This is a genomic window from Vibrio gangliei, from assembly GCF_026001925.1.
Classification (GTDB): Bacteria; Pseudomonadota; Gammaproteobacteria; order Enterobacterales; family Vibrionaceae; genus Vibrio; species Vibrio gangliei.
The window spans coordinates 829535-853902 of record NZ_AP021869.1; the positions used below are offsets into that span (position 1 = coordinate 829535).

At 43.6% G+C, this 24368-nt stretch carries 29 protein-coding genes and 1 pseudogene; 12 read left to right on the forward strand and 18 right to left on the reverse strand.

From position 1 onward, the window contains the following. Nucleotides 1-78 precede the first annotated feature (78 nt). Both lpcA and Vgang_RS03800 read left to right on the forward strand, forming a co-directional pair. Complete coding sequence (gene lpcA / locus Vgang_RS03795; protein ID WP_105903501.1) at nucleotides 79-657, forward strand: D-sedoheptulose 7-phosphate isomerase; 579 nt, start codon at nucleotides 79-81, stop codon at nucleotides 655-657. Nucleotides 658-703: 46 nt separating this feature from the next. Further along, nucleotides 704-1513, forward strand: coding sequence for a class II glutamine amidotransferase (locus Vgang_RS03800; RefSeq protein WP_105903502.1), 810 nt, complete (start codon nucleotides 704-706; stop codon nucleotides 1511-1513). Nucleotides 1514-1825: 312 nt separating this feature from the next. On the opposite strand, the gene purN is transcribed toward Vgang_RS03800, so the two are convergent. Next, a complete protein-coding gene (gene purN / locus Vgang_RS03805; RefSeq protein ID WP_105903503.1) occupies nucleotides 1826-2482 on the reverse strand; it encodes a phosphoribosylglycinamide formyltransferase in 657 nt (218 codons plus the stop codon). Nucleotides 2483-2623: 141 nt separating this feature from the next. Further along, on the reverse strand, nucleotides 2624-3664 hold the full coding sequence (gene purM, locus Vgang_RS03810; RefSeq protein WP_105903504.1) for a phosphoribosylformylglycinamidine cyclo-ligase: 1041 nt from the start codon (nucleotides 3662-3664) through the stop codon (nucleotides 2624-2626). A gap of 210 nt (nucleotides 3665-3874) precedes the next feature. On the opposite strand from purM, the gene upp reads away from it, so the two are divergent. Both upp and Vgang_RS03820 read left to right on the forward strand, forming a co-directional pair. Further along, entirely contained in the window at nucleotides 3875-4501 is a 627-nt protein-coding gene (upp, locus tag Vgang_RS03815; protein WP_105903505.1) for a uracil phosphoribosyltransferase, read from the forward strand. 170 nt (nucleotides 4502-4671) lie between these two features. Continuing rightward, nucleotides 4672-5892 (forward strand): DUF2066 domain-containing protein, encoded by a 1221-nt coding sequence (locus Vgang_RS03820; protein ID WP_105903506.1) that lies wholly within the window; start codon nucleotides 4672-4674, stop codon nucleotides 5890-5892. Nucleotides 5893-5982: 90 nt separating this feature from the next. Here Vgang_RS03820 and Vgang_RS03825 read toward each other — a convergent pair whose 3' ends face one another. Continuing rightward, complete coding sequence (locus tag Vgang_RS03825; RefSeq protein WP_105903507.1) at nucleotides 5983-7134, reverse strand: iron-containing alcohol dehydrogenase; 1152 nt, start codon at nucleotides 7132-7134, stop codon at nucleotides 5983-5985. A 92-nt stretch (nucleotides 7135-7226) separates the two neighbouring features. Further along, nucleotides 7227-8237 (reverse strand): NADP-dependent oxidoreductase, encoded by a 1011-nt coding sequence (locus Vgang_RS03830; protein WP_105903508.1) that lies wholly within the window; start codon nucleotides 8235-8237, stop codon nucleotides 7227-7229. A gap of 124 nt (nucleotides 8238-8361) precedes the next feature. Between Vgang_RS03830 and Vgang_RS03835 the strand changes: the two genes are divergently transcribed. Next, the gene (locus Vgang_RS03835) at nucleotides 8362-9270 is read left to right on the forward strand and encodes a LysR family transcriptional regulator (protein ID WP_105903509.1); all 909 of its coding nucleotides are present in this window, start codon (nucleotides 8362-8364) and stop codon (nucleotides 9268-9270) included. A 40-nt stretch (nucleotides 9271-9310) separates the two neighbouring features. Here Vgang_RS03835 and Vgang_RS03840 read toward each other — a convergent pair whose 3' ends face one another. From Vgang_RS03840 to bepA, 4 genes are read right to left on the reverse strand one after another with little or no spacing between them, the layout of a single operon-like run. After that, complete coding sequence (locus tag Vgang_RS03840) at nucleotides 9311-9733, reverse strand: DUF2069 domain-containing protein (RefSeq protein WP_105903510.1); 423 nt, start codon at nucleotides 9731-9733, stop codon at nucleotides 9311-9313. 24 nt (nucleotides 9734-9757) lie between these two features. Beyond that, nucleotides 9758-10345: an NAD(P)H:quinone oxidoreductase gene (wrbA, locus tag Vgang_RS03845; protein WP_105903511.1), complete on the reverse strand. Its 588-nt coding sequence runs from the start codon at nucleotides 10343-10345 to the stop codon at nucleotides 9758-9760. Further along, nucleotides 10342-10692 (reverse strand): arsenate reductase (glutaredoxin), encoded by a 351-nt coding sequence (gene arsC / locus Vgang_RS03850; protein WP_105903512.1) that lies wholly within the window; start codon nucleotides 10690-10692, stop codon nucleotides 10342-10344. The genes wrbA and arsC overlap by 4 nt, the downstream gene beginning before the upstream one ends. A 38-nt stretch (nucleotides 10693-10730) precedes the next feature. Then, entirely contained in the window at nucleotides 10731-12182 is a 1452-nt protein-coding gene (gene bepA / locus Vgang_RS03855; protein ID WP_105903517.1) for a beta-barrel assembly-enhancing protease, read from the reverse strand. A gap of 238 nt (nucleotides 12183-12420) precedes the next feature. Here bepA and Vgang_RS03860 point away from each other — a divergent pair, with 238 nt between their 5' ends. Then, on the forward strand, nucleotides 12421-12663 hold the full coding sequence (locus Vgang_RS03860) for a sulfurtransferase TusA family protein (protein WP_105903513.1): 243 nt from the start codon (nucleotides 12421-12423) through the stop codon (nucleotides 12661-12663). After that, on the forward strand, nucleotides 12651-13733 hold the full coding sequence (locus Vgang_RS03865) for an AI-2E family transporter (RefSeq protein WP_105903514.1): 1083 nt from the start codon (nucleotides 12651-12653) through the stop codon (nucleotides 13731-13733). Before Vgang_RS03860 ends, Vgang_RS03865 begins: the two co-directional genes overlap by 13 nt. A gap of 76 nt (nucleotides 13734-13809) precedes the next feature. Here the strand turns inward: Vgang_RS03865 and Vgang_RS03870 are convergent. The 4 genes and pseudogenes from Vgang_RS03870 to Vgang_RS03885 form a co-directional block, all read right to left on the reverse strand. Continuing rightward, nucleotides 13810-14661 (reverse strand): annotated as a pseudogene (locus Vgang_RS03870) (IS3 family transposase); the annotation flags it as partial. Next, complete coding sequence (locus Vgang_RS03875) at nucleotides 14649-15158, reverse strand: transposase (protein ID WP_319952088.1); 510 nt, start codon at nucleotides 15156-15158, stop codon at nucleotides 14649-14651. The pseudogene Vgang_RS03870 and the gene Vgang_RS03875, both read right to left, overlap by 13 nt. Before the next feature lie 82 nt (nucleotides 15159-15240). Beyond that, on the reverse strand, nucleotides 15241-15711 hold the full coding sequence (gene bcp, locus Vgang_RS03880) for a thioredoxin-dependent thiol peroxidase (RefSeq protein ID WP_105902510.1): 471 nt from the start codon (nucleotides 15709-15711) through the stop codon (nucleotides 15241-15243). Between the two features lie 37 nt (nucleotides 15712-15748). Then, a complete protein-coding gene (locus Vgang_RS03885; protein ID WP_105902509.1) occupies nucleotides 15749-16288 on the reverse strand; it encodes a glycine cleavage system protein R in 540 nt (179 codons plus the stop codon). A 232-nt stretch (nucleotides 16289-16520) separates the two neighbouring features. Here Vgang_RS03885 and dapA point away from each other — a divergent pair, with 232 nt between their 5' ends. After that, nucleotides 16521-17399, forward strand: coding sequence for a 4-hydroxy-tetrahydrodipicolinate synthase (gene dapA / locus Vgang_RS03890; protein ID WP_105902508.1), 879 nt, complete (start codon nucleotides 16521-16523; stop codon nucleotides 17397-17399). A 48-nt stretch (nucleotides 17400-17447) separates the two neighbouring features. Beyond that, complete coding sequence (gene bamC / locus Vgang_RS03895) at nucleotides 17448-18485, forward strand: outer membrane protein assembly factor BamC (protein ID WP_105902507.1); 1038 nt, start codon at nucleotides 17448-17450, stop codon at nucleotides 18483-18485. Between the two features lie 100 nt (nucleotides 18486-18585). Here bamC and Vgang_RS03900 read toward each other — a convergent pair whose 3' ends face one another. Genes Vgang_RS03900 through Vgang_RS03915 form a run of 4 tightly spaced genes read right to left on the reverse strand, consistent with a single transcriptional unit; the run spans nucleotide 18586 to nucleotide 21069 of the window. Next, the gene (locus Vgang_RS03900; RefSeq protein WP_211294043.1) at nucleotides 18586-18840 is read right to left on the reverse strand and encodes a DUF2897 domain-containing protein; all 255 of its coding nucleotides are present in this window, start codon (nucleotides 18838-18840) and stop codon (nucleotides 18586-18588) included. A 45-nt stretch (nucleotides 18841-18885) separates the two neighbouring features. Further along, a complete protein-coding gene (locus Vgang_RS03905) occupies nucleotides 18886-19578 on the reverse strand; it encodes a M15 family metallopeptidase (protein ID WP_105902506.1) in 693 nt (230 codons plus the stop codon). Then, the gene (gene dapE / locus Vgang_RS03910; RefSeq protein WP_105902505.1) at nucleotides 19578-20711 is read right to left on the reverse strand and encodes a succinyl-diaminopimelate desuccinylase; all 1134 of its coding nucleotides are present in this window, start codon (nucleotides 20709-20711) and stop codon (nucleotides 19578-19580) included. The genes Vgang_RS03905 and dapE overlap by 1 nt, the downstream gene beginning before the upstream one ends. Before the next feature lie 13 nt (nucleotides 20712-20724). Then, nucleotides 20725-21069, reverse strand: a complete 345-nt coding sequence (locus Vgang_RS03915; protein WP_105902504.1) for an ArsC family reductase — start codon at nucleotides 21067-21069, stop codon at nucleotides 20725-20727. A 340-nt stretch (nucleotides 21070-21409) separates the two neighbouring features. Between Vgang_RS03915 and Vgang_RS03920 the strand changes: the two genes are divergently transcribed. Beyond that, nucleotides 21410-21703: a helix-turn-helix domain-containing protein gene (locus tag Vgang_RS03920; RefSeq protein WP_105902503.1), complete on the forward strand. Its 294-nt coding sequence runs from the start codon at nucleotides 21410-21412 to the stop codon at nucleotides 21701-21703. An 86-nt stretch (nucleotides 21704-21789) separates the two neighbouring features. Here the strand turns inward: Vgang_RS03920 and Vgang_RS03925 are convergent, their stop codons facing one another. Further along, entirely contained in the window at nucleotides 21790-22128 is a 339-nt protein-coding gene (locus Vgang_RS03925; protein WP_105902522.1) for a DUF2956 domain-containing protein, read from the reverse strand. Between the two features lie 88 nt (nucleotides 22129-22216). Here Vgang_RS03925 and Vgang_RS03930 point away from each other — a divergent pair, with 88 nt between their 5' ends. Both Vgang_RS03930 and Vgang_RS03935 read left to right on the forward strand, forming a co-directional pair. Next, nucleotides 22217-22687 carry a DUF2919 domain-containing protein gene (locus Vgang_RS03930; RefSeq protein ID WP_105902502.1) on the forward strand — a complete coding sequence of 157 codons (471 nt, stop codon included), beginning with the start codon at nucleotides 22217-22219 and terminating at the stop codon, nucleotides 22685-22687. A 98-nt stretch (nucleotides 22688-22785) separates the two neighbouring features. Next, the gene (locus Vgang_RS03935; RefSeq protein WP_105902501.1) at nucleotides 22786-23688 is read left to right on the forward strand and encodes a Dyp-type peroxidase; all 903 of its coding nucleotides are present in this window, start codon (nucleotides 22786-22788) and stop codon (nucleotides 23686-23688) included. A 140-nt stretch (nucleotides 23689-23828) separates the two neighbouring features. Here the strand turns inward: Vgang_RS03935 and crr are convergent, their stop codons facing one another. Next, nucleotides 23829-24338 (reverse strand): PTS glucose transporter subunit IIA, encoded by a 510-nt coding sequence (gene crr / locus Vgang_RS03940; RefSeq protein ID WP_105902500.1) that lies wholly within the window; start codon nucleotides 24336-24338, stop codon nucleotides 23829-23831. Nucleotides 24339-24368: the final 30 nt, after the last annotated feature.

Sequence of the window (24368 nt, forward strand, 5' to 3'; positions counted from 1 at the left end):
TTACAACCAACGGGTGACAGCACAGATCCTTTATAGGTAAACTTCAAATTGACAATAATCCAAATAAGGGACATTCCCATGTATCAAGATTTAATCCGAAGTGAATTAACCGAAGCGGCTCAAGTCCTCAATGCATTTTTAAGTGATGAAAAAAACATTCAAGATATTGAAGATGCCGCAAAGCTGATCGCCAATTCATTCAAACAAGGCGGTAAGGTTTTATCTTGTGGTAACGGTGGTTCACATTGCGATGCGATGCATTTTGCCGAAGAATTGACGGGGCGTTACCGTGAAAATCGTCCAGGTTATCCTGGCATTGCGATTTCAGACCCGAGCCACTTGTCATGCGTGAGTAACGATTTCGGCTATGAATATGTGTTTTCTCGTTATCTTGAGGCGGTTGGTCAAAAAGGTGATGTACTGTTTGGCTTATCGACTTCAGGTAACTCTGGCAATATCCTAAAAGCGATGGAAGCGGCAAAAGAAAAAGGCATGAAGACCATCGCACTAACGGGTAAAGATGGCGGTAAAATGGCGGGTATTGCTGATGTGGAAATTCGTGTTCCTCATTTTGGTTACGCGGATCGTATCCAAGAAGTACACATTAAGATCATCCATATCGTCATTCAGCTGATTGAAAAAGAAATGGAAAAGTAATCGGCAATGTCGGTTAGTACAGTAAGTGGTCATTAAGGATAAATGAATGTGTGAATTGCTCGGTATGAGTGCCAATGTCCCAACGGATATTTGCTTCAGTTTTACCGGATTAATACAACGTGGTGGTAAAACCGGCCCGCATCGTGATGGCTGGGGGATCACTTTTTATGAAGGAAAAGGCTGTCGTAATTTTAAAGACCCGAATCCGAGCTGCCATTCTAAAATCGCTGAATTAGTACAAAATTATCCAATTAAAAGTTGTGCGGTGATCAGCCATATTCGCCAAGCGAATCGAGGTGGGGTCAATTTAGAAAACACTCACCCGTTTACTCGTGAATTATGGGGTAAGAACTGGACTTTTGCGCATAACGGTCAATTAAGTGGTTACCAAGATCTTAATACAGGCCGTCATCGTCCAATCGGAGAAACCGACAGTGAGTTGTCATTTTGTTGGATTTTGAGCCAATTGGAGCAGCGTTATCCAGAGCCGCCGCACCCAAGACAAATGAACGATGTGTTCGAATTTATCGCTCAATGTTGTGATGAATTGAGAAAGCTTGGTGTGTTTAACATGCTGCTGAGTGATGGTGAGTACGTGATGATGTATTGCACCAATAACCTACATTGGATCACTCGCAGAGCGCCTTTTGGTCAAGCGACCTTAATCGATGAAGAAGTAACTATCGATTTTCAACAAGAAACCACTCCGAATGATGTGGTCTCTGTGATTGCCACACAGCCTTTAACCGACAATGAACGTTGGCATAAAATGAAACCGGGTGAATTTGGCGTATTTCAATTTGGTGAATTGATTTTGGATAATAGCTTGGATTTGATTGATAAGCCGTTTGCGTAAGAGGATATTCGGTTCCTGGTTCCTGGTTCCTGGTTCCTGGTAACTAGGTTAAGGTTAAAGTTTCTCGGAGCTCGGGCGCGTTGCTGCTCGTCGCTCGGCTTTACCGTGGGTAGGGTCAGCAATAAAGTTGGAGATTGTGCTTGATATTACTGAGTCACTAAGCACAATCTTTCTCGCAACTCGCAACTCGCAACTCGCAACTCGCAACTCGCAACTCGCAACTCGCAACTCGCAACTCGCAACTCGCAACTGCTTTTGGCTTTTACTCTTTTTGGCTCTCTAAGCGAAGCGCACTCGGATCCCGAAACAGTCTTAATCTTCCGCGTATCCGTGCAGCCCCAACTTTTGACCATCTAGATAAGCATGATTGCCTTGCATTTCCAATCGGCCATCAATAAACCATTGAGTGACTAATGGGTAGATTTGATGTTCTTGAACCAACACACGTTCTGCTAATGCATCTGCATCATCGTCTTCAAATACCGGGACTTTAGCTTGAAGAATCACCGGGCCGCCATCAAGTTCTTCTGTGACAAAGTGTACGCTTGTGCCATGCTCGGTATCACCCGCATCAATAGCACGCTGGTGGGTATGAAGCCCAGAGTATTTCGGTAATAAAGACGGATGGATGTTGAGCATTCTACCTAAGTAATGTTGTACAAAGTCTGCACTGAGAATACGCATGTAACCGGCAAGTATGACAAGATCAGGCTGGTAAGTGTCAATTTGTTGCATAAGTTCAGCATCAAACGCTTGTCGATCGGGTTGATTGTCTGGTGTTAAAAAGTCTTGCGCAGCAAGGGAGTGCGCTGGAATATTGTGTTTTTTTGCTCGTTCAAGCCCATAAGCCGATGCTTTGTTTGAAAACACAGCAGTGATCTTGGCGTTAATTTGGCCTGACTCGCAAGCATCAATAATGGCCTGTAGGTTACTGCCATTGCCTGAAACTAATACAACAATATTTTTCATGTGTTACCTTTGTAATACAAGCCCTTGAAAATAAAAGGAGCCTCAAACCAAAATCTTCTCGGCTCTCGGCTCTCGGCTCTCGGCTCTCGGCTCTCGGCTCTCGGCTCTCGGCTCTCGGCTCTCGGCTCTCGGCTCTCAGTATTAATTGATCTCGACTTGCTCTTCGCCTGCTGCCGCTTCTGCAATGTGACCAATAACCCAAGCATTTTCACCTTCAGCTTTCAGTAATTCAACCGCAGCTTGAGCTTGAACTTGTGGTAGTGCAACGATAAGACCAACACCACAGTTGAAGGTGCGGTACATTTCGTAAGTCTCAACGTTACCTTTTTGTTGTAACCAAGAGAAGATCGCAGGCCATTCCCAACTGTTTCCGTCGATTACCGCTTTGGTGTTTTCTGGTAATACGCGTGGGATATTTTCCCAGAAACCGCCGCCTGTGATGTGAGAAATAGCATGAATGTCATATTTCTCAATCATTTTTAGGCCCGATTTGATGTAGATTTTTGTTGGTTCGATCAGGTGTTCACCAATCGTACGGCCATTCAAATCTTCGTTAAGATCGGCGTTTGATACTTCTAAAATCTTACGGATTAGTGAGTAGCCATTTGAGTGTGGACCACTAGAACCAACGGCGATAAGAGCATCACCTGCGGCCACTTTTGAACCATCAATAACGTCGGCTTTTTCAACGACGCCAACACAGAAGCCAGCGACATCGTAATCTTCGCCTTCATACATGCCTGGCATTTCAGCCGTTTCACCGCCGATAAGTGCACAGCCAGCTTGTACACAACCTTCGCCAATACCCGCTACCACACTTGCTGCGGTATCAACATCCAGTTTGCCTGTTGCATAGTAATCTAGGAAAAATAGCGGTTCTGCACCTTGTACGATAAGGTCATTGACACACATGGCAACTAAATCGATACCGATGGTGTCGTGTTTTTTCATATCCAAAGCCAGACGCAATTTTGTACCCACACCGTCGGTGCCAGAAACAAGAAGCGGCTGCTTATATTTGGTTGGAAGTTCGCATAGCGCGCCAAAACCACCGATGCCACCCATCACTTCTGGGCGACGAGTGCGTTTTACCACACCCTTAATTTTATCAACTAATGCATTACCTGCATCAATATCAACACCAGCGTCTTTGTAGCTTAGAGAAGAATTGTTACCGCTCACGGGGATATCCTCGCTTTGATTTTGATTGGATGTGAAAAACGGCGCTATTCTAACAGGGGATGAAACAAAAAGGAAAACGTTTGCGTCATTTTTTGTTTGCGCTATTTTTTTATCAATAGGCCATCATTTTAGATGATATCTATCAACCATTTCAGTGTGTTTTGGAGTATACTTGCCCCGTTTGTAAAAAATTTAAGCATGGAGTAGGACATGAAAGTCGTAGAAGTTAAACACCCACTGGTTAAACATAAACTTGGTTTAATGCGCGAAGGCGATATCAGCACCAAACGTTTTCGTGAATTAGCGACAGAAGTGGGTAGCCTTCTAACTTATGAAGCAACCTCTGATTTTGAAACAGAAAAAGTGACCATTAAAGGTTGGAATGGTCCAGTTGAAATTGATCAAATCAAAGGTAAAAAAGTCACTGTTGTGCCTATTTTGCGTGCAGGTTTAGGTATGATGGATGGCGTACTTGAGCACATGCCAAGTGCGCGTATCTCTGTAGTGGGTATTTACCGCGATGAAGAAACGCTTGAACCTATTCCATACTTCAACAAATTAACTTCTCGTATTGATGAGCGAATCGCACTTGTGGTTGACCCAATGTTGGCAACGGGTGGATCAATGATTGCGACGATCGACTTACTGAAAGAGCAAGGCTGTCAGCAAATTAAAGTCTTGGTATTAGTCGCTGCGCCAGAAGGTATTGAAGCATTAGAAAAAGCGCACCCAGATGTTGAGCTTTACACCGCTGCTATCGATGAAAAATTGGATGATAAAGGCTACATTGTTCCAGGTTTGGGCGATGCGGGTGATAAGATTTTTGGTACTCAATAAAAATCAGTAAAATCACGGAATTATTTTGCAAAAAGCGGCTCTATTATTGAGTCGCTTTTTTATTTTCGCTCACAAAATTAAGATGTTGAGCTGAGCCAAGAAATTACCGTTTGATTCCTGTATGATTGCGGGCTTAAATTTTTTATCTTTGAACCAAAAACAGGTTTGTTATGCGTTATCTCGTTGTTCCTATTATTGCCTCTTTGATTTTTCCATTTTCTGCTTTGGCAAAAACGAAAGTGGATATTTATCATGCCGAAGTGGTACTGACTCAAGAAAAAAATGCCAACTCGGTGGCTTGGTCACAGGGGTTAGAGCAAGTTTTAGTGAAAGCTTCTGGAGATGCCAATATCGCCAACAACAGCGTGGTAAAAAAAGCCCTGCGTGACGGTTCGGATTATTTGGCGAAATTCAAATATGGCACATTGGATGGGCAAAAAAGCCTCGATATGCAATACAACCCAAAGCAAATTACGGCGTTACTGCAACAAGCCAATGCCACTTATTGGCCAGCAGAACGAGAAAACCTGCTGGTGTGGTTGGTGCAAGACGATAATGTGCAGCGACAAATTGGCTGGGAACAATCGGGTTTAACGTCTGTTGAGCAACTCCAGCAGGCCGCAAAACAAGCCGGGTTACCTATCACTTTGCCACTGGGTGATATGGACGACATGACCAAAATTTCTGCCACTGATATATGGGGCAATTTTCCGGCGCCACTTGAAGCAGCCAGCGTACGTTACCCTGTTGATGCGGTGTTGGTGTTAAAACTCACACAAAATGGCAAGAGTTCAGAACTCAACTGGCAACTTTATGATAGTGCGCCACAAAACATTGAACAGAATCCACAGCCAACGTTAACAGGTATCGAATCAACAAAGGACACAGACGCTGCTGATGCCGGCCAGACCATCCAACTTGCTATGGGTAAAGTCAGCCAATATTACGCGCAAAAGAATAAGCCAAGCGGCAATGCGCAAGTGGCGGAAGGTGCCTTATGGGCTAATTTCACCGGTATTCAATCGGCTCCGGCTTTCTTTAAATTAGAGCGCTTATTAAATGGTTTAGACAGCGTAGCGACAGTACAAGTGCAATCGATTCAAGCCGATACAGTGACGTTCGATGTTCAGCTTTTGACCAATGAAGAAGATTTTAAAAAGCAGGTGAGCCAACAAAAAGGCGTGACACAGTTGAATGCACCTGTTGACCCTTCGGTTGTCGCGAAACAAGCGGCGCAAGAACACACTCCTGAACAGGGCAGCGCTGAAAGCGATTCTGTTATGGCTGATGATATGGCTTCTGACGCACCGAATTCAACGGATGAGTCATCTGCCAATCAACCTGCATTACAACCAGCATTAAATGACCAGCTTTGGTTTGATTTGAAATAATATTATTCTATACAAAACAAAGGGATCCAATTGGATCCCTTTGTTGTTTTAGGTATTTATACCCAATTTCTAGGATATAAATCAGCAGTATTACAGTGCCGTTTCCAAAATCTTACGTGAACGCGCTAAGTCAATCGAGCCGTGCTCACCCAGTTTTAGCATGCCGTGTGCTTCAAGGCTGGTCATTGCAGTATTGATATCTTCAGCGGTTAGATCAATTTCAGATAGGGATACTGGTGTTTTCATCTGGCTGAAGAATTGCTTGGTTTTCTCGATAGCGACATCGATGCGTGCGTCATCAGAGCCATCCGTAATGTTCCAGATACGCTCTGCATATTGCAGTAATTTGGCTTTTTTCTCTTCACGACATACGTCCATCACCGCAGGTAGTACGATGGTTAGGCTGCGACCGTGGTCAACCCCAAAGTTACCGGTTAGTTCGTGACCAATCATGTGTGTTGCCCAATCTTGTGGTACGCCTACGCCAATTAAACCGCTCAGTGCTTGAGTTGCCGCCCACATCACGTTAGTTCGAGCTTCAAGATCTTGTAGATTATCGATAAGTTTTGGACCTTCTTCGATAAGTGTCAGCAAAATGCCTTCAGCAAAGCGATCTTGGATTTTAGCGTTCACAGGGTAGGTTAGGTATTGCTCCATAACATGTACAAACGCATCCACAACACCGTTTGAGGTTTGACGCTCTGATAGGCTCAATGTGGTTTGTGGGTCAAGTACGGCAAACTGTGGGCGTACAAATGGGCTCATGAAGGACAATTTGTCTTTACCACGAGTGACTACCGCGCCAATGTTGGTTTCTGAACCTGTAGCCGGTAGAGTCAGAATACAGCCTAACGGTAGTGCAGATTCAACCGGAGCCCGCTTAGCCAGGATGTCCCATTCTTCTTCACCAGAGAAATTAACTGCTGCTGCAATGAATTTAGTTCCGTCAACGACTGAGCCGCCACCGACAGCCAGAAGATAATCAAAGCCTTCAGCGCGAATTTTTTCGACTGCTTTCATTAATGTGTCGTATTGTGGGTTTGGCTCAATACCAGAAAATTCACCCCAGTTATGATCTTTTAATGCCTCAACCACTTGATCATAAACACCGTTGCTTTTGATTGAGCCGCCGCCATAAGTGACAAGAATTTTTTTATCTTGAGGAATGCTGTTGGTGATCGCGGCAATTTGACCTTGGCCAAAATGAATTTGTGTCGTGTTTTGGTAACTGAAATTGTTCATCTATTGCTCCTGCTAAAATTAGCCGCAAGCCGTGATGTGCTTGTGGCTATTATTCTGTAATTTTGTTTGTTTACTGTCTGATGGGCTTATTTTTATAGTTGAATCAGCATCTTGCCGATGTTCTCACCAGTGAATAAGCCTAAGAAAGCGTTTGGTGTTGATTCAATACCGCTACGGACGGTTTCTTTCCAACTGATCTTGCCTTCTTTGACCCATTGACTCAGTTGAGCGACATAGCTTGGGTAATGCTCCCAATGATCGGAAACGATAAAGCCTTGAATGCGTAAGCTCTTCTTAACGATGTTGGCTAAGTTGTTTGGGCCGGCTTTGGCATCTTCTAAGTTATAGAGATCGATCATGCCGCACACTGCCATACGGCCATAACGATTCATAAGATTTAACGCGGCTTCAAAATGATCGCCACCGACGTTTTCATAACATAAATCGACGCCATTTGGGCAATGTTGCGCTAGAGCAGATTCGAGTTCAGCGGCGCTATGGTAATTTTTGTAATTGATTACGGCATCGACACCGAGAGAAAGTAGCCATTCGATTTTTTCTGCGCTACCGGCACTACCGACAACGCGGCAACCTTTGAGTTTGGCAAATTGGCACACAAGGCTACCTACTGCACCAGAGGCGGCTGAAACAAGGACAGTGTCGCCTTCTTTTAATTCACCGATAACGTTTAAGCCAACCCAAGCGGTCAACCCAGGCATACCTGCGACGCCGAGAAAACTTTGATCGGGTAATTCAGTGTGTGGCAGTTTTTGCACCATGTCGCCATTAGACACCGCATATTCACGCCAACCCAGCATGCTATTTACTTTGTCGCCTACTTGAAAATCTGAATGTTTAGATTCAATCACTTCACCAATAGCAGAGCCTTGCATCAACTCACCAAGCTGAAATGGGGGAACATAACTTTCCGCATCTGACATTCTGCCGCGCATATATGGATCTACAGATAGCCAAAGGTTTTTAATCACAAACTGGCCATCTTTAATATCAGAAATGGTTTGGGTTTGTAGTTCAAAACAATCGAGGGTAGGCAGACCTGTCGGACGCTGCTTTAAAGCGTAACCTTTACTTTCTATGTGCATCGGAACCTCTATTTAATCAAGGGTTATCAAAGTATGGCTTGAAATTTTGATTGTTAGATTAGCGGTAAACATAATATATTCCTAATGCATAATGATAATTACCAAAATGAGTTAAAGTCATAACATGAATAAATTGAGTCAAGTGGATTTGAATTTGCTGGTGGCACTGCAAGCGTTAATACGCAGCAAAAGTGTGACGAAGGCAGCCATACAACTGAATATCACTCAATCGGCCATGAGTCGTACCTTGCAGCGTTTACGCCATCAATTTGGTGATCCACTGTTTGTCCGAACCAAAGGTGGATTAATTCCCACTGAGCGTACGTTGGAAATGTCGACCTCGTTGGATTGCCTGCTGCAACATGCCGAGACCTTGTTGAATCCGGCAGAATTTGAACCGCATAAGGCGAATACCCATTTCACCTTGATGATGAGTGATTTTTTCTCACAAGTGTTTATGCCACCGGTCTATAAAAGTTTGTTTGAGCAAGCGCCCGGTATTTCGTTGACCTGTTTGAATCGTCAGCCGGACATGATGGAGAAGTTATCATTAGGAGAAGGGGATTTGAGTTTTAGTAGTGACGTGCAAAAAGCACAGGCTGATATTTATGCGCAAGCGTTAGGGCCGGATCGTCTGGTTACTATTATGAGAAAAGGCCATCCATTAGCTCAGCAAGAATTGACGCTCGATGCTTATTGCGACAGCTCGCATGCTTTGATCACCATGGGCGGAGACCGTGCCGGATCAATCGATTTGGCGTTAGCGAAAGTTGGACGTAAACGTAACGTTGTGCTTCGTATGCCGCACTTTACCGCTGCGCCTTATGCGATTGAACAAAGCGACTTGTTATTGACTTTACCCGGTTGCCTTGCTGACAAAATGGCGGAACATCTTGATATTGTCATTCGCCAACCGCCAGTGGAAACGGCTGAATATCAATATCATATGGTTTGGCATGCAAGGCAGCATAATAATCCAGCGCACAGATGGCTACGGTCTGAAATTCAGAAGGTGATGGCAACCTTACTATAAGTGACCCCTTAAAGTAGGCTGCCTTATCGTTCGAAAACGCTTATTTGTGCCCTTCAAAGCGTGCTTTTTCTCGCTTTTCGACTTCGGATAAACGCGGCAGTTTTAGCCCTAGAGCGCGGCTTTTTTGTCTGGCGTAGAAAATATTTCCAGCAAAGTTGAGTGTCGTCAGGAGCAGTTCTATCGCCGCGAGCCAGCGTTCACCATTAACAACGTATAGGAGGGTGAGCGAGTGCAAGAAGTAGAACATCAAAATAAAGTTCGCCCACGCGTGCGTGTAAGGTTTGCCTTTAATGATGCCGATAAATGGCAGTAATAATGGAATACACCAACCGACGGTCACCGCAGTCGGGTTAAGATCCGGGTGCGGTGAAATCCATCCATGCCAAGCGATAACCCAACCTAGTAGGGCAAGATAACTGAATAGAGCGAGGTAACGGCTAATTGGGGTTGTCGGTGTGTTCATAGATCCATAATGCGGTTTTGAATATTACAGCGATGATAAGGCCAATGCGGCTTTGGCTAAACGTTGGCCTTGTGCAAATGCTAGCTCGGTCACTTGTTTATCTAAAGGTTGTTGACCTTGTTTGGAGATAGAGCTAGCACCATAAGGCGTACCACCCTGTAGGCTGGTATGTAAGTTAGGCTCTGAATAGGGAATACCCATGATCATCATGCCGTGATGGAGTAAAGGCAGCATCATGGATTGTTGGGTCGTTTCTTGCCCGCCATGAGGTGAGGACGATGAAGTAAACACACAAGCCGGCTTGTCAATTAAGTCGCCCGTCAGCCAAAGGGAAGTGGTTTGATCCCAAAAATGCTTCATTGCAGCGCTCATATTACCAAACCAGACTGGGCTACCGAGGGCTAAACCATCACATTGTTTTAACTCTTGAATAGTGACAATGGGGTCTTTGACTGGGTAATCGCTCGCTTCAATATCAGCAACGGTGCGTAGGTTAGCCTTACAGTGGGCAATACTGGCAACACCGCGTGCAATATGGCGAGCAAGCTGTTGGGTTGTACCATGTCGGCTATGGTACAACACCAAGATGTTTATCGTCTGATCGTGACTCATAAAATCTCAAGCACTTGCTCTGGTGGGCGGCCATGACGTGCTTGACCATTGTTCACCACTATCGGGCGCTCAATTAATTTTGGATGGTTTGCCATAGCTTCGAATAGCTGTTCATCGGTAACGCTTGAATCACCCAGATTTAATTCTTTATAAATGTCTTCTTTAGTGCGCATCATGTCGCGAACTTTGTTCAGCCCAAGTTGTTGATATAGGTTTTTTAACGTTTCGACAGTGGGGGTTTCTTCTAAGTACTTCACCACTTGAGGCTCAATGCCTTTTTCGGTTAATAATTCTAAGGTTTGACGGCTCTTAGAGCAGCGTGGGTTATGGTAAATAGTGACTGACATGCTTCTATCCTTACCTGTTTTTATTATGATCGAATGGGTTATTTGAGTGCAGCAAAACGTTGCTGTTCAATGCGTAATTGGTCGATACGGGCATCATATCTCGCTTGTTGCAGACTGCCTAATTCGGCCAATTGACTGGCACGGGTGTAGTTACTAATCGCTTTATTCCAGTTAGCACTTAGAGCGAACAGTTCTGCTTGAGCGGCCAGTTGTTCTGCCTCGTTGGCGATTTTACTGTTGGCACTTGCGAGTAATGACCAACCTACCGTCTGATCGGGATTATTATGAGTGTAGCGCTGCAAGATGGTAATGGCTTCTTTGCTACGGTTTGCTTCGATAAGCACGTTAGCGTAGTTGATGGTTAATACCGAGTTGCCCGGTTTTCTTTCTAAACCAGCCTTGAGTAGCGATAGAGCAGTATCATACTGTTTTTTATGTATATAAAGATCAGCTGCGGCATCGAGATAAAAATTGTTGTACGGATCAGTTTTAAGCAGGTGAGTCAGGATACCTTCCGCTTGATCGAGCTTTCCGCTATCCATGTACACTAACGCTTGGCCGTACTCTAACGTTGGTTTGACCATGGGAGTGGCGGATTTTAATTTGCGGTTAAACCAATCGAGCGACTGTGAAGAATCAATATTGGCATAACGGGCAATCACACGGGCTTTTGCCAGGTGAAATGGCAAAGAGACAGACGGGTTCACGCGAGGATAACGTCCGGCTCGGTCACGTGCTTCAGTTAAACGTGAGCTCGGTAATGGGTGGCTTAGCAGCATCGGCGGTGGTGTGCTGGCATAGCGATATTGGTCTGCTAAGTGACCAAAGAAATTGGGCATACCTTCAGGATCAAAACCGGCTTTGGCTAATGTTTCAATACCGAAACGGTCGGCTTCTTGTTCATTAGAACGAGTGTAGTTAATGCTGGCTTGCATCGAGCCAGCTGTGGTGGCATTCACCGCGGCAATACCAGCTTCTGGAGATGCAATCGCTAATAATAATGAACCCACGAGCGCCGCTATGGTGAGAGGGGTGCGACGTGCTTGATCTTCCATGTGGCGAGCTAAATGGCGTTGAGTCACATGGGATATTTCGTGAGCAAAAACAGAAGCGAGTTCACTTTCATTATTGGCGTGTAAAAATAGCCCTGTATTGGCGACTACATAACCACCAAAAAAAGCGAAGGCGTTGACACTGCCATCGCGGATCAGGTGAAAGTGGAATGGTGTCTTAACGTTATTCGCGTTGGCAACCAATTGATGCCCAAGCGTGCTGATGTATTCATCCATGACCGGATCATTGATGATGGGGCTACTACTACGCAAAATGCGCATATAAGCATCACCATATTCCAATTCCTGGGCGATGGTGAGTGTGCCGGCTGCGACCGTTCCTATGTCTGGCAGATCTTGCTGTGCATAAGCGATTGGCTGCACACAAAGCAAGGTAGAAAGGCATAAGCAAGCAGTGGTACGAAAGAATTGACGCATATCGTTAAGCAACATCCATTATTGTTTGACGTTATTTCTCAAAGTAATTCCATGGTTCCAGTTTGGGATCATCGAATACAAAGGGTAGTTTATCTTTTGTAACTCAAATATATAAGACCTTAAGCCCTCTACTTGGTTTCTTTTTTAGATAAAGTATTTATACTCGCATGGTACGGTATATGGAATCTTATCTCAGTCAATAGACTCTATGACTGTATCACAAAGACGGAATGGTTAAATGTCAGTGGATTCACTAGATTTACGTTCAGAACGTTGCCCAATGGCTTTACTTAGAGCTAAGCGGGAATGTGTCCAGCTATTGTTGAATCAATCTCTTACTATTTTAGTGCGTGATAAAGCCTCGTTGAATGATATGGTTCGATTTTTTAGCCAGCCTCCCTATTCAGCCGGCGTCCATCATCACGGTGATGAGTGGGCTTTGGTGGTGACAAAAAGGAATAATGTTGAATGTTTGAAATGATTATTCGTTGGTATAAACGACGATTTTCTGATCCACACGCAGTGAGCTTGGTAGCCATACTGTTATTTGGCTTTATTACTATTTACTTCTTCGGTCACTTGATCGCCCCGTTACTGGTTGCGATTGTTTTATCCTACCTGCTTGAATGGCCGGTAAACCGCTTGTCTAAATTAGGTTTACCAAGGCTTGCCAGTGTGTTGGTCGTCGTCAGTGCCTTCATTGGCTTAATGTTATTGGCATTGTTTGGCTTGATTCCAACCATTTGGAAACAGATTGCTAGCCTATTAAATGATATGCCTAATATGTACACCACATTCCAAATGTACATAGCCAGCTTACCCGACCGCTTCCCTGATTTGGCTGATTTGCAGTTGATAGAAGTGATCATGAATAATGCTCAAACCAAAATTTTAGGTATGGGGGATACCATCCTTCGCGGTTCAATGGCTTCATTATTGAGCATTGCCACTCTTGGCGTGTATTTAGTATTAGTGCCGCTGTTGATTTTCTTTTTGCTAAAAGATAAGACGGAATTAATCAACATGTTTAGTGGCATTCTGCCGCAAAATCGCCGTTTAGCGACCAAGGTGTGGGATGAAATGCATAGCCAAATTTCAAACTACATTCGTGGTAAGGTGGTAGAAATCGTCATTGTTGGTGTTGCCAGCTACCTTGTCTTTTTCTTCTTTGGTTTACGCTATCCGCTGCTATTAGCCGTGGCGGTAGGTTTCTCGGTGTTGATTCCATACATAGGTGCCGTCGCCGTAACGGTGCCTGTTGTGCTGGTGGCCTTGTTCCAATGGGGCTTAGGGCCTCAATTTTACTGGTTAGTCATTGCGTACGGTATTGTGCAAATGTTGGATGGTAACGTGCTGGTTCCAGTACTATTCTCAGAAGCGGTGAATTTACACCCGGTTGCGATCATCGTAGCAGTACTGGTTTTTGGTGGCTTATGGGGCTTCTGGGGCGTGTTCTTTGCGATTCCGCTAGCGACGTTGGTCAAAGCGGTGTGGCATGCACTTCCAAGTACTGACGACAACGATAAACAAAATCAAAGCAGTTATTATTAAGAGCTTGAATAGTTGACACAAAATGAATAAAAAAAGCCCAGTGAATGAAGTGACCCCATAAAGTTGGACAGTTCTGTTAAGCGGCTTGTAAGGCCTGATTTCGATATTCTATCGGAGTCAGGCCTTTTAATTTCACCTTGATGCGTTTCGTATTGTAGTACTCGATGTATTCTTCAATCTGTGTGATTAAGTCATCCGCATTTTCAAAGTGCTGGTTATGGTACATTTCTGTTTTCAGCAAGGCAAAGAAGTTCTCTGCTACTGCATTATCTAAACAGTTTCCTTTTCGCGACATACTTTGAGTTAACCCTCGGTCAGCGAGAGCTTTCTGATATTTTCTATGCCTATATTGCCACCCTTGATCGCTATGAACGATTGGCTTCGCGTTCTTATCTAAGGTCGAAACTGCCTCTGTTAGCATGTCAGTGACGAGAGGTAAGCACGCGTTTTTAGCAACCTTATAAGCGACGACTTCCTGTGTAAATAGATCGACGATTGGTGATAAGTACACCTTCTGCTGCTTAACTTTAAACTCAGTGACATCTGTTACCCATTTCTCATCTGGCTTTGTTGCAGTGAAGTCACGCTCTAGTACATTCGGAGCGGTTGTTCCTGCTCCTCCCTTATATGAGCTGTACCGCTTGGGCCTAACCGTTGATTTCAAGCCAAGTAACCTCATCAGACGTTGAACTGTCTTATGGTTTAACATCACGTCCTGCTTCCTTAACTCTAGGTGAATGCGACGATAGCCATACCTCCCTTTATGGTCATGGTATATTTTCTCGAACAACTGCTTCTCATCTTGATAACTATCTGCGGCGTTGCTTGATTGCGTATGATAGTAGAAGCTACTTCTCGCTAACTTAAGGGTATATAAGAGATGTTGTTGTAAATATTGATTTCTAAGAGCTAGAACTACTTTCGTTTTTTCTTTGTTCGACGACGTTTCTCCTGTTCCAGCTCCTCTAACTTTTTTAGGACAGCGTTCTCTGCTCGCAAGTACGCTAACTCCTCTTTGAGCTCTTCAAGTGTTTTCTCATCATCGTGCTTATCTTGAATAAAAGGGTGTTTACTCATTGTTGGTCGTCCTTTGTTGCGCTCAAGTCCCTGAATACCATCTCTTTGATATTGTTTGAGCCAAACAGAGAGAGTGCCAGTAGACGAAAAATTCAATATCGCACTAGTGTGACTGACAGACCAACCATTCGTCCACATGTGTTTTAAAGCTTGCAGTTTGGTTTGTGCGGTCTTCGCAAATCCATGAGGTTTAAATGACTGATAACCATGAATATCAAACACTTGTGCCCAGTAACGTATTTGACGTGATGGTATGGAATGAAGACGAGAAAGCTCTTCAGATGAACTCTCGCCTTGTAGATATTGTTTAGCAATAGAGCATTTCAATGCTCGACTGTACTTGGACATAAAAAGACCCCCAATAATTGGTGTCCAACTATTGGGGGTCACTTCAGAACGCTGGGCTTTTTTAGGCTTGGGGTTTGCCGTATTAGGCATTGTCATTCAAGTAATTTAATACCACTTCATGGTGATCTTTGGTTTTGAATTTGTTGAAGACATGTTCAATCACACCATTTTCATCAATTAAGAAGCTAATACGGTGCAGTCCGTCATACACTTTGCCCATGAATTTCTTTTCGCCCCACACGCCAAATTGTTCAGCGACGGCATGATCTTCATCAGAAAGGAGTGTGAAGTTTAAGTTATCGCGCTCGATGAATTTACCTAAACGTTTGACTGGATCAATACTGACGCCAAGTACGACGACATTTTTTTCAGCCAACTGTTGTTGTACATCACGAAGCCCTTGTGCTTGAACGGTACAACCAGGTGTCATGGCTTTAGGGTAAAAATAAAATAGGATCTTTTTACCTTTGAAATCACCAAGTGAAACGGTGTTGCCATCTTGGTCTAACAATGAAAAGTTTGGGGCAGGGGTGCCAGCGGTTAATATCTGCATGAATCTTCCTTTAACTTTGCATAATGATAAATCAGTATCAGTCTGTTTTGGGATGGAGATTAAGATGACCTGATACCGATAAGGTATCGCATAAGTTATTAAATGATGCGATGAGTTTGTCGGTGTCGATTTCTAATTCCGTTAGCCCAGCAATTTGAATATGGAATTGGTCTGCCTCAGCTTCGTGGGTGGAAGCAAAGGTTTGGGCACTTAGTTCTGAAATGTTGATTTGATGATTAGAAAAAAACTGGGTGAAGGCTTCGGTTAAGCCCACTCTGTCTTCTGATTGCACCGTACAATCAACTTTATACGTGTATTGTGGCGTTTGATGCGGTGCGGTGCGCTTCATCACGACCATCAAGTCATGTTCCACACTGACAGAAGGCAGCACGGTTTCAATTTTGGTGATGGCCGTCATTTCGCCAGAGACCAGCATGATCAAGGTAAACTCTTTGCCAAAGAGTGCGATGCGGCTATCGACAATATTGCCGCCAGAGCGCGTCACGACTTGAGTCAGTCGGTTACAGATGCCTGGTCGGTCAGAGCCAACAGCGGTTATTACTAGATGATGGATCATAATCTCAACGTCCCAATTGAAATACGATTTGTATGGTAGCACGAAAGTGGCTTTCCGCCTAAGTTAGCTATTATAGAGTAAAGCCATTTTACCAGACAGATTAAGTTGTTAGGCCGAGAACTTTGCCGCATGTCATTATTTCGTAGTAAATGCTGAGAAAGGCGGGTTGGATGCTTGTCTTTATTAAGGTGGTTAAAGTAACATGCAAGAAGGATTGGATAAGGAGAAAACCATGTTCTCAGGAAGTATTGTTGCACTAGTTACGCCTTTTAATCATCTCGATGAAGTCGATTATGATTGCCTTAAAAGTCTAGTGGAATATCACATTAAATCAGGTTCAAGTGGTATTGTGGCGGTTGGTACAACCGGTGAATCGGCGACTCTCACCGTTGAAGAACATGTGAAAGTAGTCAATAAGACGGTAGAGTTTGCCGCTGGGCGTATTCCTGTTATCGCAGGTACGGGGGCCAATGCCACTCACGAGGCGGTGACATTCAGCCGTTTGCTTAATAACTCTGGTGTGGCAGGTTGCTTAAGTGTGACGCCTTACTACAACAAACCAACCCAAGAAGGCTTGTATCAACATTACAAGGCTATCGCAGAAGTCAGTGAAGTTCCGGTCATTCTTTATAATGTGCCTGGCCGTACTGCGGTGGATTTGCTTCCTGAAACGGTCGGTCGCTTATCTCAACTGGATAAAATTGTTGGTATTAAAGATGCAACGGGCGATTTGTCTCGAGTTGAAAAATTCCGTGAACTTTGTGGCGAAGATTTTATCTTACTCAGTGGTGATGACGCGACGGGTTTAGATTTTGTCAAGCTTGGTGGTAATGGCGTTATTTCTGTTACCAATAACATCGCGGCTGCAGAGATGGCAACCATGTTCAAATTGGCGGCAGAAGGTCAATTTGACGAAGCGGAAAAAATTAACCAAAAATTGATGCCATTACATAAAAATCTATTTATTGAATCGAGCCCAATTCCGGTGAAATGGGTTGCGCATCAATTAGGCTTAATTAATGAAGGGCACTTGCGTTTGCCGTTGACGGAATTATCTGAGCCAGCTCAATCTGTCGTGGCTCAAGCGCTAAAGGATGCCGGTATTCAATAAGATGAGCCTGAAACTATCTTCAGGATTCTTCTCAGGAGTTGTATTTACATGAAATTCTCTCACCAGCTAGTGATCAGTTCGCTAGCGGTATTCGTATTGTCAGCGTGTGCTGGTGATCCGGAAGAACGTCGTCAAGCTAAAGATGATTTTGCTTATCTAGACACCTCGCTTGATCAGCAATGGAAAAACTTGCCCGATGCTCAGCCGCAGTTTTACCCGCAATACAACATTCCACAAGGAGAGTTTGCGGGTAAATTAGGGCCTGAAGTTGATATACGTCCACCGCAACAAGTCCTTGAGCTTATTCCTGGTGCACGTATTGAAAAGCAAAATAGTGATGTCACGGTTTGGCTTATTAGCCAAGATGAACTTAACAAAGTATGGGATATGATCCACCGAGTGGCGGATGAAAAAGACATTACTTTGAGAACAGATACGCCGACCTCGCTAGAAACTGACTGGGTCAATTTGAGTGCGGAAGATGAGTCATACCCAATCGCGGGCCGTTATTTGATTGATCGTCTTGATACGGCGGGTCGTTACGGGTTCAAAGTGTCTTTAGTGGGATGGAAGGAAGACGGGGACGAAATCGAATTGACTCCGGAAGTGAAAGACCGCTATTCAAGTACCATGGTCAACTACATTACGACACAATACGATAAGCAAGTGACGGAAGAGGCTCGTCTTCGTGCGCTTGAGTTAATCAATAAAGTGCCAGTTACAATGGGTAAAGACCGAAGTGGTCTGCCTGTTATTATTGCACGTGCACCTTATGATTTAGTGTGGAGTAAGTTGGATAATACACTACCGCAAGCCGGCTTTAATATTGAAGATAAGAACCGTTCACAAGGCATGATCGATACGGACTATAAAGCGCAAGATGAGGAAGTTTGGCAAAGTCTTGGGGTGAAACCTCTGACACTTGATAATAAAAAGTACAGCTTCTTATTGGGTGATTTGGATAACCGAACTTCTATCAATGTCACTGATGATGACGGTAAGCCAATTCCTGAAGATCAATTACAGACGTTAATCCCATTACTGCAAAGTTTGTTTGATACGAGCAAGCAAACCAACAACGAATAACCTTGGTCTAGATTAAATCAATCCCTGTTTTACCATGAAGGTAAAGCAGGGATTTTTTTATTCAGACTATTAGGGGTAACAGACCCTAGTGCTACAAGCGTTAGTCCGCTTTCTGATTATCGGTTGAGCTGGTTTTCGTCTCAGCTTTTGTTTGATTGGACTTTGGCTGTTTGGCTTCTTCTTTGTCTTTTTCTTTATAAATTTCAATCAGTTTATCTAAATCAGATTTTTGTTTCGGATTCTTACGAACTAAATGAGATTTACCTAAGTATTTCATAGAGGCGAGGTTACCAATAACAAATACCAGAATAATGATACTGATAACCCATGGGTTGAGTAGTAGTTCTAAGTCCATAATTTACCTACATCTTTGACGGCAGCTAGGTCAACAAACCTGCGTTTAATTAACACCGGAAGTAATATTACTAATAAAACGAGTATATAAGCTTTCGGCATGCTGAGACACGATCTCGCTACCGAAAAATGGATTCGATTTCCAAGTTTGCAATAACGCATCGAGTGACAATTGCTGCAGCATGTCATGACCGGTTGCAATATGGCTTATATGCCAAGGTTCGATAGCAACACCACCTAAATCACGTTGGTACGGCAGATAAAATCCAAACTTTGGCATTGTTTCGTTTAACCATTGACTGAACTCAGCTTGATGTCCAGTTTCATACTCCCAAGGCTCTAATTGCAGCGATACACCTTTAGGCAGGCAATTACGTGCATAGACATCCAATTCACATCCCCAGTGATGGCGGCTGGCACCCGGTAGTGCAGACCACCGCATGATGGCGTGAATTTTTTCAATATCTGATAACTGAGCGCTATCGAGTGGTTGGCTGTGATTATCCAAAATAGGACGTTTACCGCTGAACTTAGCATTCCAAATCATCGCTTGACGGTGATAGTCACGAAAGCTGCTTGCGATAGCAAAATCAAAACCATCCACTTGAGCTTGGGTGATGAGTCCTTGTAGTGGCGAATGAATATCTCGATGAATAAGAAATTCTTTTTCACCGACGGTTAAACGACACAAATGGGATTCAGTTAATCCTGTAAGTTGCTCAAGTGAATAGTGGCTCATTAGGCTAAACAGTTCTCTAACGTTTTTTGGTACATGTCCGTGAGTTTCTCCAGATCGGCGATTTTCACGCATTCGTTGACTTTATGAATGGTGGCATTCACCGGGCCAAGTTCTACCACTTGGCTGCCCATTTGGGCAATGAAACGACCATCAGAGGTGCCACCAGTCGTCAGAAGTTGTGCTGGTTGGTGGTTTACCGCTTTCACGGCATCGACAACGGCGTCAATCAGCGGTCCTTTATCGGTTAAGAAAGGGTGGCCACTGAGTGTCCATTTTAGATCATAGTCTAATCCATGCGCATCGAGCACAGAATGAACGCGGCGTTTAATTTCTACATCGGTGAGTTCCGTGCTGAAGCGGAAGTTAAATTGAACTTGAAATTCACCAGGAATGACATTTGATGCCCCAGTACCAGCTGCTAAGTTCGGAATCTGGAAGCTGGTCGGCGGGAAGTAGTCATTACCGTTATCCCACGTTGTGGCGGCTAATTCTGCTAGCGCTGGCAATGCCTGATGGACAGGGTTGTTGGCTAAGTGGGGGTAAGCCACATGGCCTTGAATTCCTTTTACCGTTAAGTCACCAGTAATGGAACCACGTCGGCCATTTTTAATGACATCGCCAACTTGATTGGTGCTCGATGGTTCGCCAACAATACACATATCAATAATTTCATTACGTGCCATCAAGGTATCAACCACACGAGTCGTACCGTTAATGAATGGGCCTTCTTCATCAGAAGTAATTAAAAACGCAATCGACCCTTGATGATCGGGGTGCTCAGCAATAAAACGTTCAACAGCCACAATCATGCAGGCCAATGAGCCTTTCATATCCGCAGCACCACGAGCATGTAAATAGCCATCAATAATCGTTGGCTCAAATGGCGGGGTATGCCACTGTTCTAGCGGACCAGATGGAACGACATCAGTATGACCAGCAAAGGCAAATAATGGAGCTTGTTTACCACGGCGAGCCCAGAAGTTGGTGGTATCTTCAAACACCATTACTTCAATTTCAAAACCAAGCGCTTTTAGGCGTTCAATCATTAAATCTTGGCAACCAGCATCTTCTGGTGTGACGGATTGGCGTTTGAGTAGGTCTTGTGCAAGTTCAAGAACGGGACTAGCAGACATCCTTGTGATTTCCTTATGATAAATGAGCTTCATATTCAGCGGCTTTAAATCCAATTAAAGAAACAGAATCAGACAGTAAAATAGGGCGCTTAATCATCGCTGGTTGCTCGATAAGTAAAGCTTGTGCGCTTTGTTCATTGAGCGTGTTTTTTTGCTCATCAGATAATTGGCGATAGGTCGTGCCACGTTTATTTAAAACTGCTTCCCAACCGAACTTTTGGCAAAATTGGCTTACCATTCCTTCATCAATCCCATCTTTGCGATAGTCGTGAAATTGATATTCGATGCCTTGTGTCTCGAGCCACTTTTTGGCTTTTTTAATTGTGTCGCAGTTAGGGATACCATACATGGTCAGCATAAATTCATCCTATTCGATTTTCTTGGTTTTAGGGCACGCTGCCTTAATGAGTGCCATCAAAAACAATGGCAAAGAGATGAACAGAATCGTACACAATTCAGCGTCCTAATGCACATTTTTAAATAACCTTAGCTGAGGTTAAATAGGGCGTGCTTATCTTTCTTAGGGGATGTTGTTCGGAGAAACAGGTCCTAGCATCAAGTTAGTTTTTAACTTGATGGCATCGGTTTGATCCTACTCAAATTGAAATACGGTTTTATCAGGATAATGGAGACAGTATTTTTTATGATGGAATCTAGGGCCTAGGCCATAGACCTGAGCTACTTTTGAGGATAACACGGTGGAGTTGAGCCCAGTATTTGCACGACGCCTTTATATTGCTTTATTAATTAAAGATTTAGAACGTCCAAACGTACCTAAGTTAATGGCAATCACAGGATGGCCGCGTCGTACCATCCAAGATGTTTTAAAAGCCTTACCTGCAATCGGTATTCATTTGTCTTTCATACAAGATGGTCGCCGTCATAATGATGGTTATTACATGGTGAACAACTGGGGACCATTTGATGTTCGTATTCTAAAAAACTGGAAAACGGATATAGCTAATTTTCTTGGGTTACCGGCTTCCATTTAAATTTATCCAAGTATTCAGCTTGGCTTGTTTAAGTTGAAAGCCTCCTTATTCAGGGGGGATGTTTGTAATAGCTATCTTTTTAATAGCTATCTTTGTAACAAAAGATAAATAGCAAAGCCAAGCCAACTGAGAACCAATAAAGACCATGGTAAAATTGAGCCTTTAGAACGGTCGTGCGACGTAACTGAATTCTGTATATCATCAGTTGGCTCGGATAGGGATGGTTTAGTCTGTTGTTTGCGTAGTTTATCCGCTTCGCGTAATTTTTCCTTATGTTGCTTTTTATATAAAGCGATACCTTTTTCTATCCCTTGAGCAATCAGCTTGGTTTGCTCTTTTGTTTGCCCTGGTTTTTGAATAGATTTGGCAACAGCCAGTGCTTCTTGTTGGGTTTGCGGTGAAATTTGTGCTTTGGATGATTTCATTTTGCTTGCTTTCATTTCTTTGTATTGAATTTTTGTTAAAGTAGATAACACGTTCCAGACGTTCTACTAATTAAGGCATATACCGACAGTGCAATACGCAGTTAACTACAACCTAGATGATTACGATAAAAATGGTTTTTTAAAACCCAGTTTATGGTTATGGCTAGCTTGGCTGTTTCTTGCTAAAGCCTGGATTGTATTCATTGTTGCCAGTGCTAGCCGAACCATGAGCAGTGCTTTGCTAGAGATTGTTTACCCCGTACCGGATAGTTTGTATCTCGGTTTGATTGCAGGGCTGCCTATTGTGCTTCTCGCATGGACGATTTCATTACGAACACCAGAAAGAAAATGGCTTAATACAGTACTCTCTTATGGCCGAGGAATGACATTTTTCGTTGCGCTGGCACAATTAGGCCTAACATTTTATCACCTCTTCATGACGGGCTGGCAATTTAATTGGAGCGATGCGCTAACTTTACTTGGGTTAGTTTGGCTTCTGCTCTTTCTAGTGCAATCAAGCCGAGTTAAAGATACGTTTATTGCGCCGAATTTACGCTAAGTTTTATTATTGATATGCCACCTAAGTGGCCACTCGTACCATATATGCCGTTGCTGGGTGTAAATAACGAGATGACAAAAAAGAATAAGGAAGCATTCATGTCACAACCACAATCTGCAATTATTCCAGAAGCGAATCCGTTTTCTTTGCAATGTTTGCTAAAGATTAATGCCAATCACGCAAAAGTGCTTGAAAAATTGAAAGCATTACCTGAACTCGTTGCTGAACTTAACAAGCAACAACCAGGTGCGAATTTGTTTTTATCGCTGGCTTTCACTCACGCATTTTGGCAAAAGACCAATCAGTCTATGCCTGAAGAATTAGAGCCATTTAAACCGTTAGGTCAGGGTGAGACTCAAGCACCGGCAACAGAGACTGATGTTTTGTTGCATTGCCACTCTACACGCCATGACTTGAACTTTTATGTCCTTCGCCATTGTTTAGCGGGTATAAGCGATGATGTTGAAATTGTCGATGAAACTTATGGTTTCCGTTATTTAGACAGTCGAGACATGACGGATTTTATCGATGGTACCGAAAATCCTGAAGGAGATGAGCGTCGTTTAATTGCTGTGATCCCTGAAGGTGAATTTGCTGGTGGCAGCTACGTAATGTTGCAGCGTTATGTGCATAACCTTCCAGCCTGGAATCGTTTGAATGTTTCTGCTCAAGAGAAAGTGATTGGCCGAACTAAGCCTGATTCGATTGAGCTTGATAACGTCCCAGCACAATCTCATGTTGGTCGTGTTGATATTAAAGAAGACGGCAAAGGTCTAAAAATGGTTCGCCATAGCTTACCTTATGGTTCTGTCTCAGGTGAGCATGGCTTATTGTTTATTGCTTACTGTAATCGTCTGCATAATTTCAAAGTGTTGCTGGATAGTATGTTCGGTGAAACGGATGGCAAAACAGACCACTTATTACGCTTTACTCAAGCCGTGACTGGGGCGTACTTTTTTGCACCATCAGAAGAAATGTTAGCGAGCTTACAATTAGCTTAAGGTTATTCTGAGGTTAGATAACTAGACGGATAGATTAAGAGCGCGTGGTATCGTGCGCTCTTTTTATTCATAATTTTGGACATAAAAAAACGCTGCTCAATTTGAACTGAGCAGCGTTTTTTGTATGACTGAGTAATGAATTACTTAGTGATACGGATAACTGGTGTTTCACCAACAACAACGTTACCAGAAAGCTTATTAAGCTCTTTGATTTCGTCCATGTTAGAGATAACAACTGGAGTCAATGTTGATTTTGCGTTCTCTTGTAGGTAAGCAAGATCAAATTCGATGATAGTGTCACCAGCTTTAACAGATTGACCTTCTTCAGCGATGCGAGTGAAGCCTTCGCCTTTTAGTTCAACTGTATCGATACCGAAGTGAACGAATAGCTCGATGCCGTCGTCAGACTCGATAGAGAAAGCGTGGTTAGTTTCAAAGATTTTACCAATTGTACCGTTTACAGGTGCAACCATTTTGTCGCCGTTTGGTTTGATAGCTACGCCATCACCAACGATTTTTTCAGCGAAAACTACATCTGGCACATCTTCGATGTTAACAATTTCACCAGAAAGAGGGGCGATGATTTCAATCGCGCCTGCGTCAGCTGTGTCGTCAGATACTAGCTTCTTAAGTTTGTCAAACAGACCCATGTCGTGCTCCTAAGCAGTTAACTTTTTAAT

Excerpts from the sequence above, each read along its gene's own strand:
- Vgang_RS03820 (WP_105903506.1), top strand. The coding sequence starts at position 4,672 with ATGCGTTATCTCGTTGTTCCTATTATTGCCTCTTTGATTTTTCCATTT.
- Vgang_RS03830 (WP_105903508.1), bottom strand. The coding sequence starts at position 8,237 with ATGCACATAGAAAGTAAAGGTTACGCTTTAAAGCAGCGTCCGACAGGT.
- Vgang_RS03825 (WP_105903507.1), bottom strand. The coding sequence starts at position 7,134 with ATGAACAATTTCAGTTACCAAAACACGACACAAATTCATTTTGGCCAA.
- arsC (WP_105903512.1), bottom strand. The coding sequence starts at position 10,692 with ATGTCAGTCACTATTTACCATAACCCACGCTGCTCTAAGAGCCGTCAA.
- Vgang_RS03935 (WP_105902501.1), top strand. The coding sequence starts at position 22,786 with ATGTCACAACCACAATCTGCAATTATTCCAGAAGCGAATCCGTTTTCT.
- dapE (WP_105902505.1), bottom strand. The coding sequence starts at position 20,711 with ATGTCTGCTAGTCCCGTTCTTGAACTTGCACAAGACCTACTCAAACGC.
- Vgang_RS03885 (WP_105902509.1), bottom strand. The coding sequence starts at position 16,288 with ATGATCCATCATCTAGTAATAACCGCTGTTGGCTCTGACCGACCAGGC.
- Vgang_RS03900 (WP_211294043.1), bottom strand. The coding sequence starts at position 18,840 with ATGGACTTAGAACTACTACTCAACCCATGGGTTATCAGTATCATTATT.
- wrbA (WP_105903511.1), bottom strand. The coding sequence starts at position 10,345 with ATGAGTCACGATCAGACGATAAACATCTTGGTGTTGTACCATAGCCGA.
- Vgang_RS03835 (WP_105903509.1), top strand. The coding sequence starts at position 8,362 with ATGAATAAATTGAGTCAAGTGGATTTGAATTTGCTGGTGGCACTGCAA.
- lpcA (WP_105903501.1), top strand. The coding sequence starts at position 79 with ATGTATCAAGATTTAATCCGAAGTGAATTAACCGAAGCGGCTCAAGTC.
- bcp (WP_105902510.1), bottom strand. The coding sequence starts at position 15,711 with ATGCAGATATTAACCGCTGGCACCCCTGCCCCAAACTTTTCATTGTTA.
- bamC (WP_105902507.1), top strand. The coding sequence starts at position 17,448 with ATGAAATTCTCTCACCAGCTAGTGATCAGTTCGCTAGCGGTATTCGTA.
- purN (WP_105903503.1), bottom strand. The coding sequence starts at position 2,482 with ATGAAAAATATTGTTGTATTAGTTTCAGGCAATGGCAGTAACCTACAG.
- crr (WP_105902500.1), bottom strand. The coding sequence starts at position 24,338 with ATGGGTCTGTTTGACAAACTTAAGAAGCTAGTATCTGACGACACAGCT.
- upp (WP_105903505.1), top strand. The coding sequence starts at position 3,875 with ATGAAAGTCGTAGAAGTTAAACACCCACTGGTTAAACATAAACTTGGT.
- dapA (WP_105902508.1), top strand. The coding sequence starts at position 16,521 with ATGTTCTCAGGAAGTATTGTTGCACTAGTTACGCCTTTTAATCATCTC.
- Vgang_RS03840 (WP_105903510.1), bottom strand. The coding sequence starts at position 9,733 with ATGAACACACCGACAACCCCAATTAGCCGTTACCTCGCTCTATTCAGT.
- Vgang_RS03925 (WP_105902522.1), bottom strand. The coding sequence starts at position 22,128 with ATGAAATCATCCAAAGCACAAATTTCACCGCAAACCCAACAAGAAGCA.
- Vgang_RS03915 (WP_105902504.1), bottom strand. The coding sequence starts at position 21,069 with ATGCTGACCATGTATGGTATCCCTAACTGCGACACAATTAAAAAAGCC.
- bepA (WP_105903517.1), bottom strand. The coding sequence starts at position 12,182 with ATGCGTCAATTCTTTCGTACCACTGCTTGCTTATGCCTTTCTACCTTG.
- Vgang_RS03905 (WP_105902506.1), bottom strand. The coding sequence starts at position 19,578 with ATGAGCCACTATTCACTTGAGCAACTTACAGGATTAACTGAATCCCAT.
- Vgang_RS03875 (WP_319952088.1), bottom strand. The coding sequence starts at position 15,158 with ATGTCCAAGTACAGTCGAGCATTGAAATGCTCTATTGCTAAACAATAT.
- Vgang_RS03865 (WP_105903514.1), top strand. The coding sequence starts at position 12,651 with ATGTTTGAAATGATTATTCGTTGGTATAAACGACGATTTTCTGATCCA.
- Vgang_RS03800 (WP_105903502.1), top strand. The coding sequence starts at position 704 with ATGTGTGAATTGCTCGGTATGAGTGCCAATGTCCCAACGGATATTTGC.
- Vgang_RS03860 (WP_105903513.1), top strand. The coding sequence starts at position 12,421 with ATGTCAGTGGATTCACTAGATTTACGTTCAGAACGTTGCCCAATGGCT.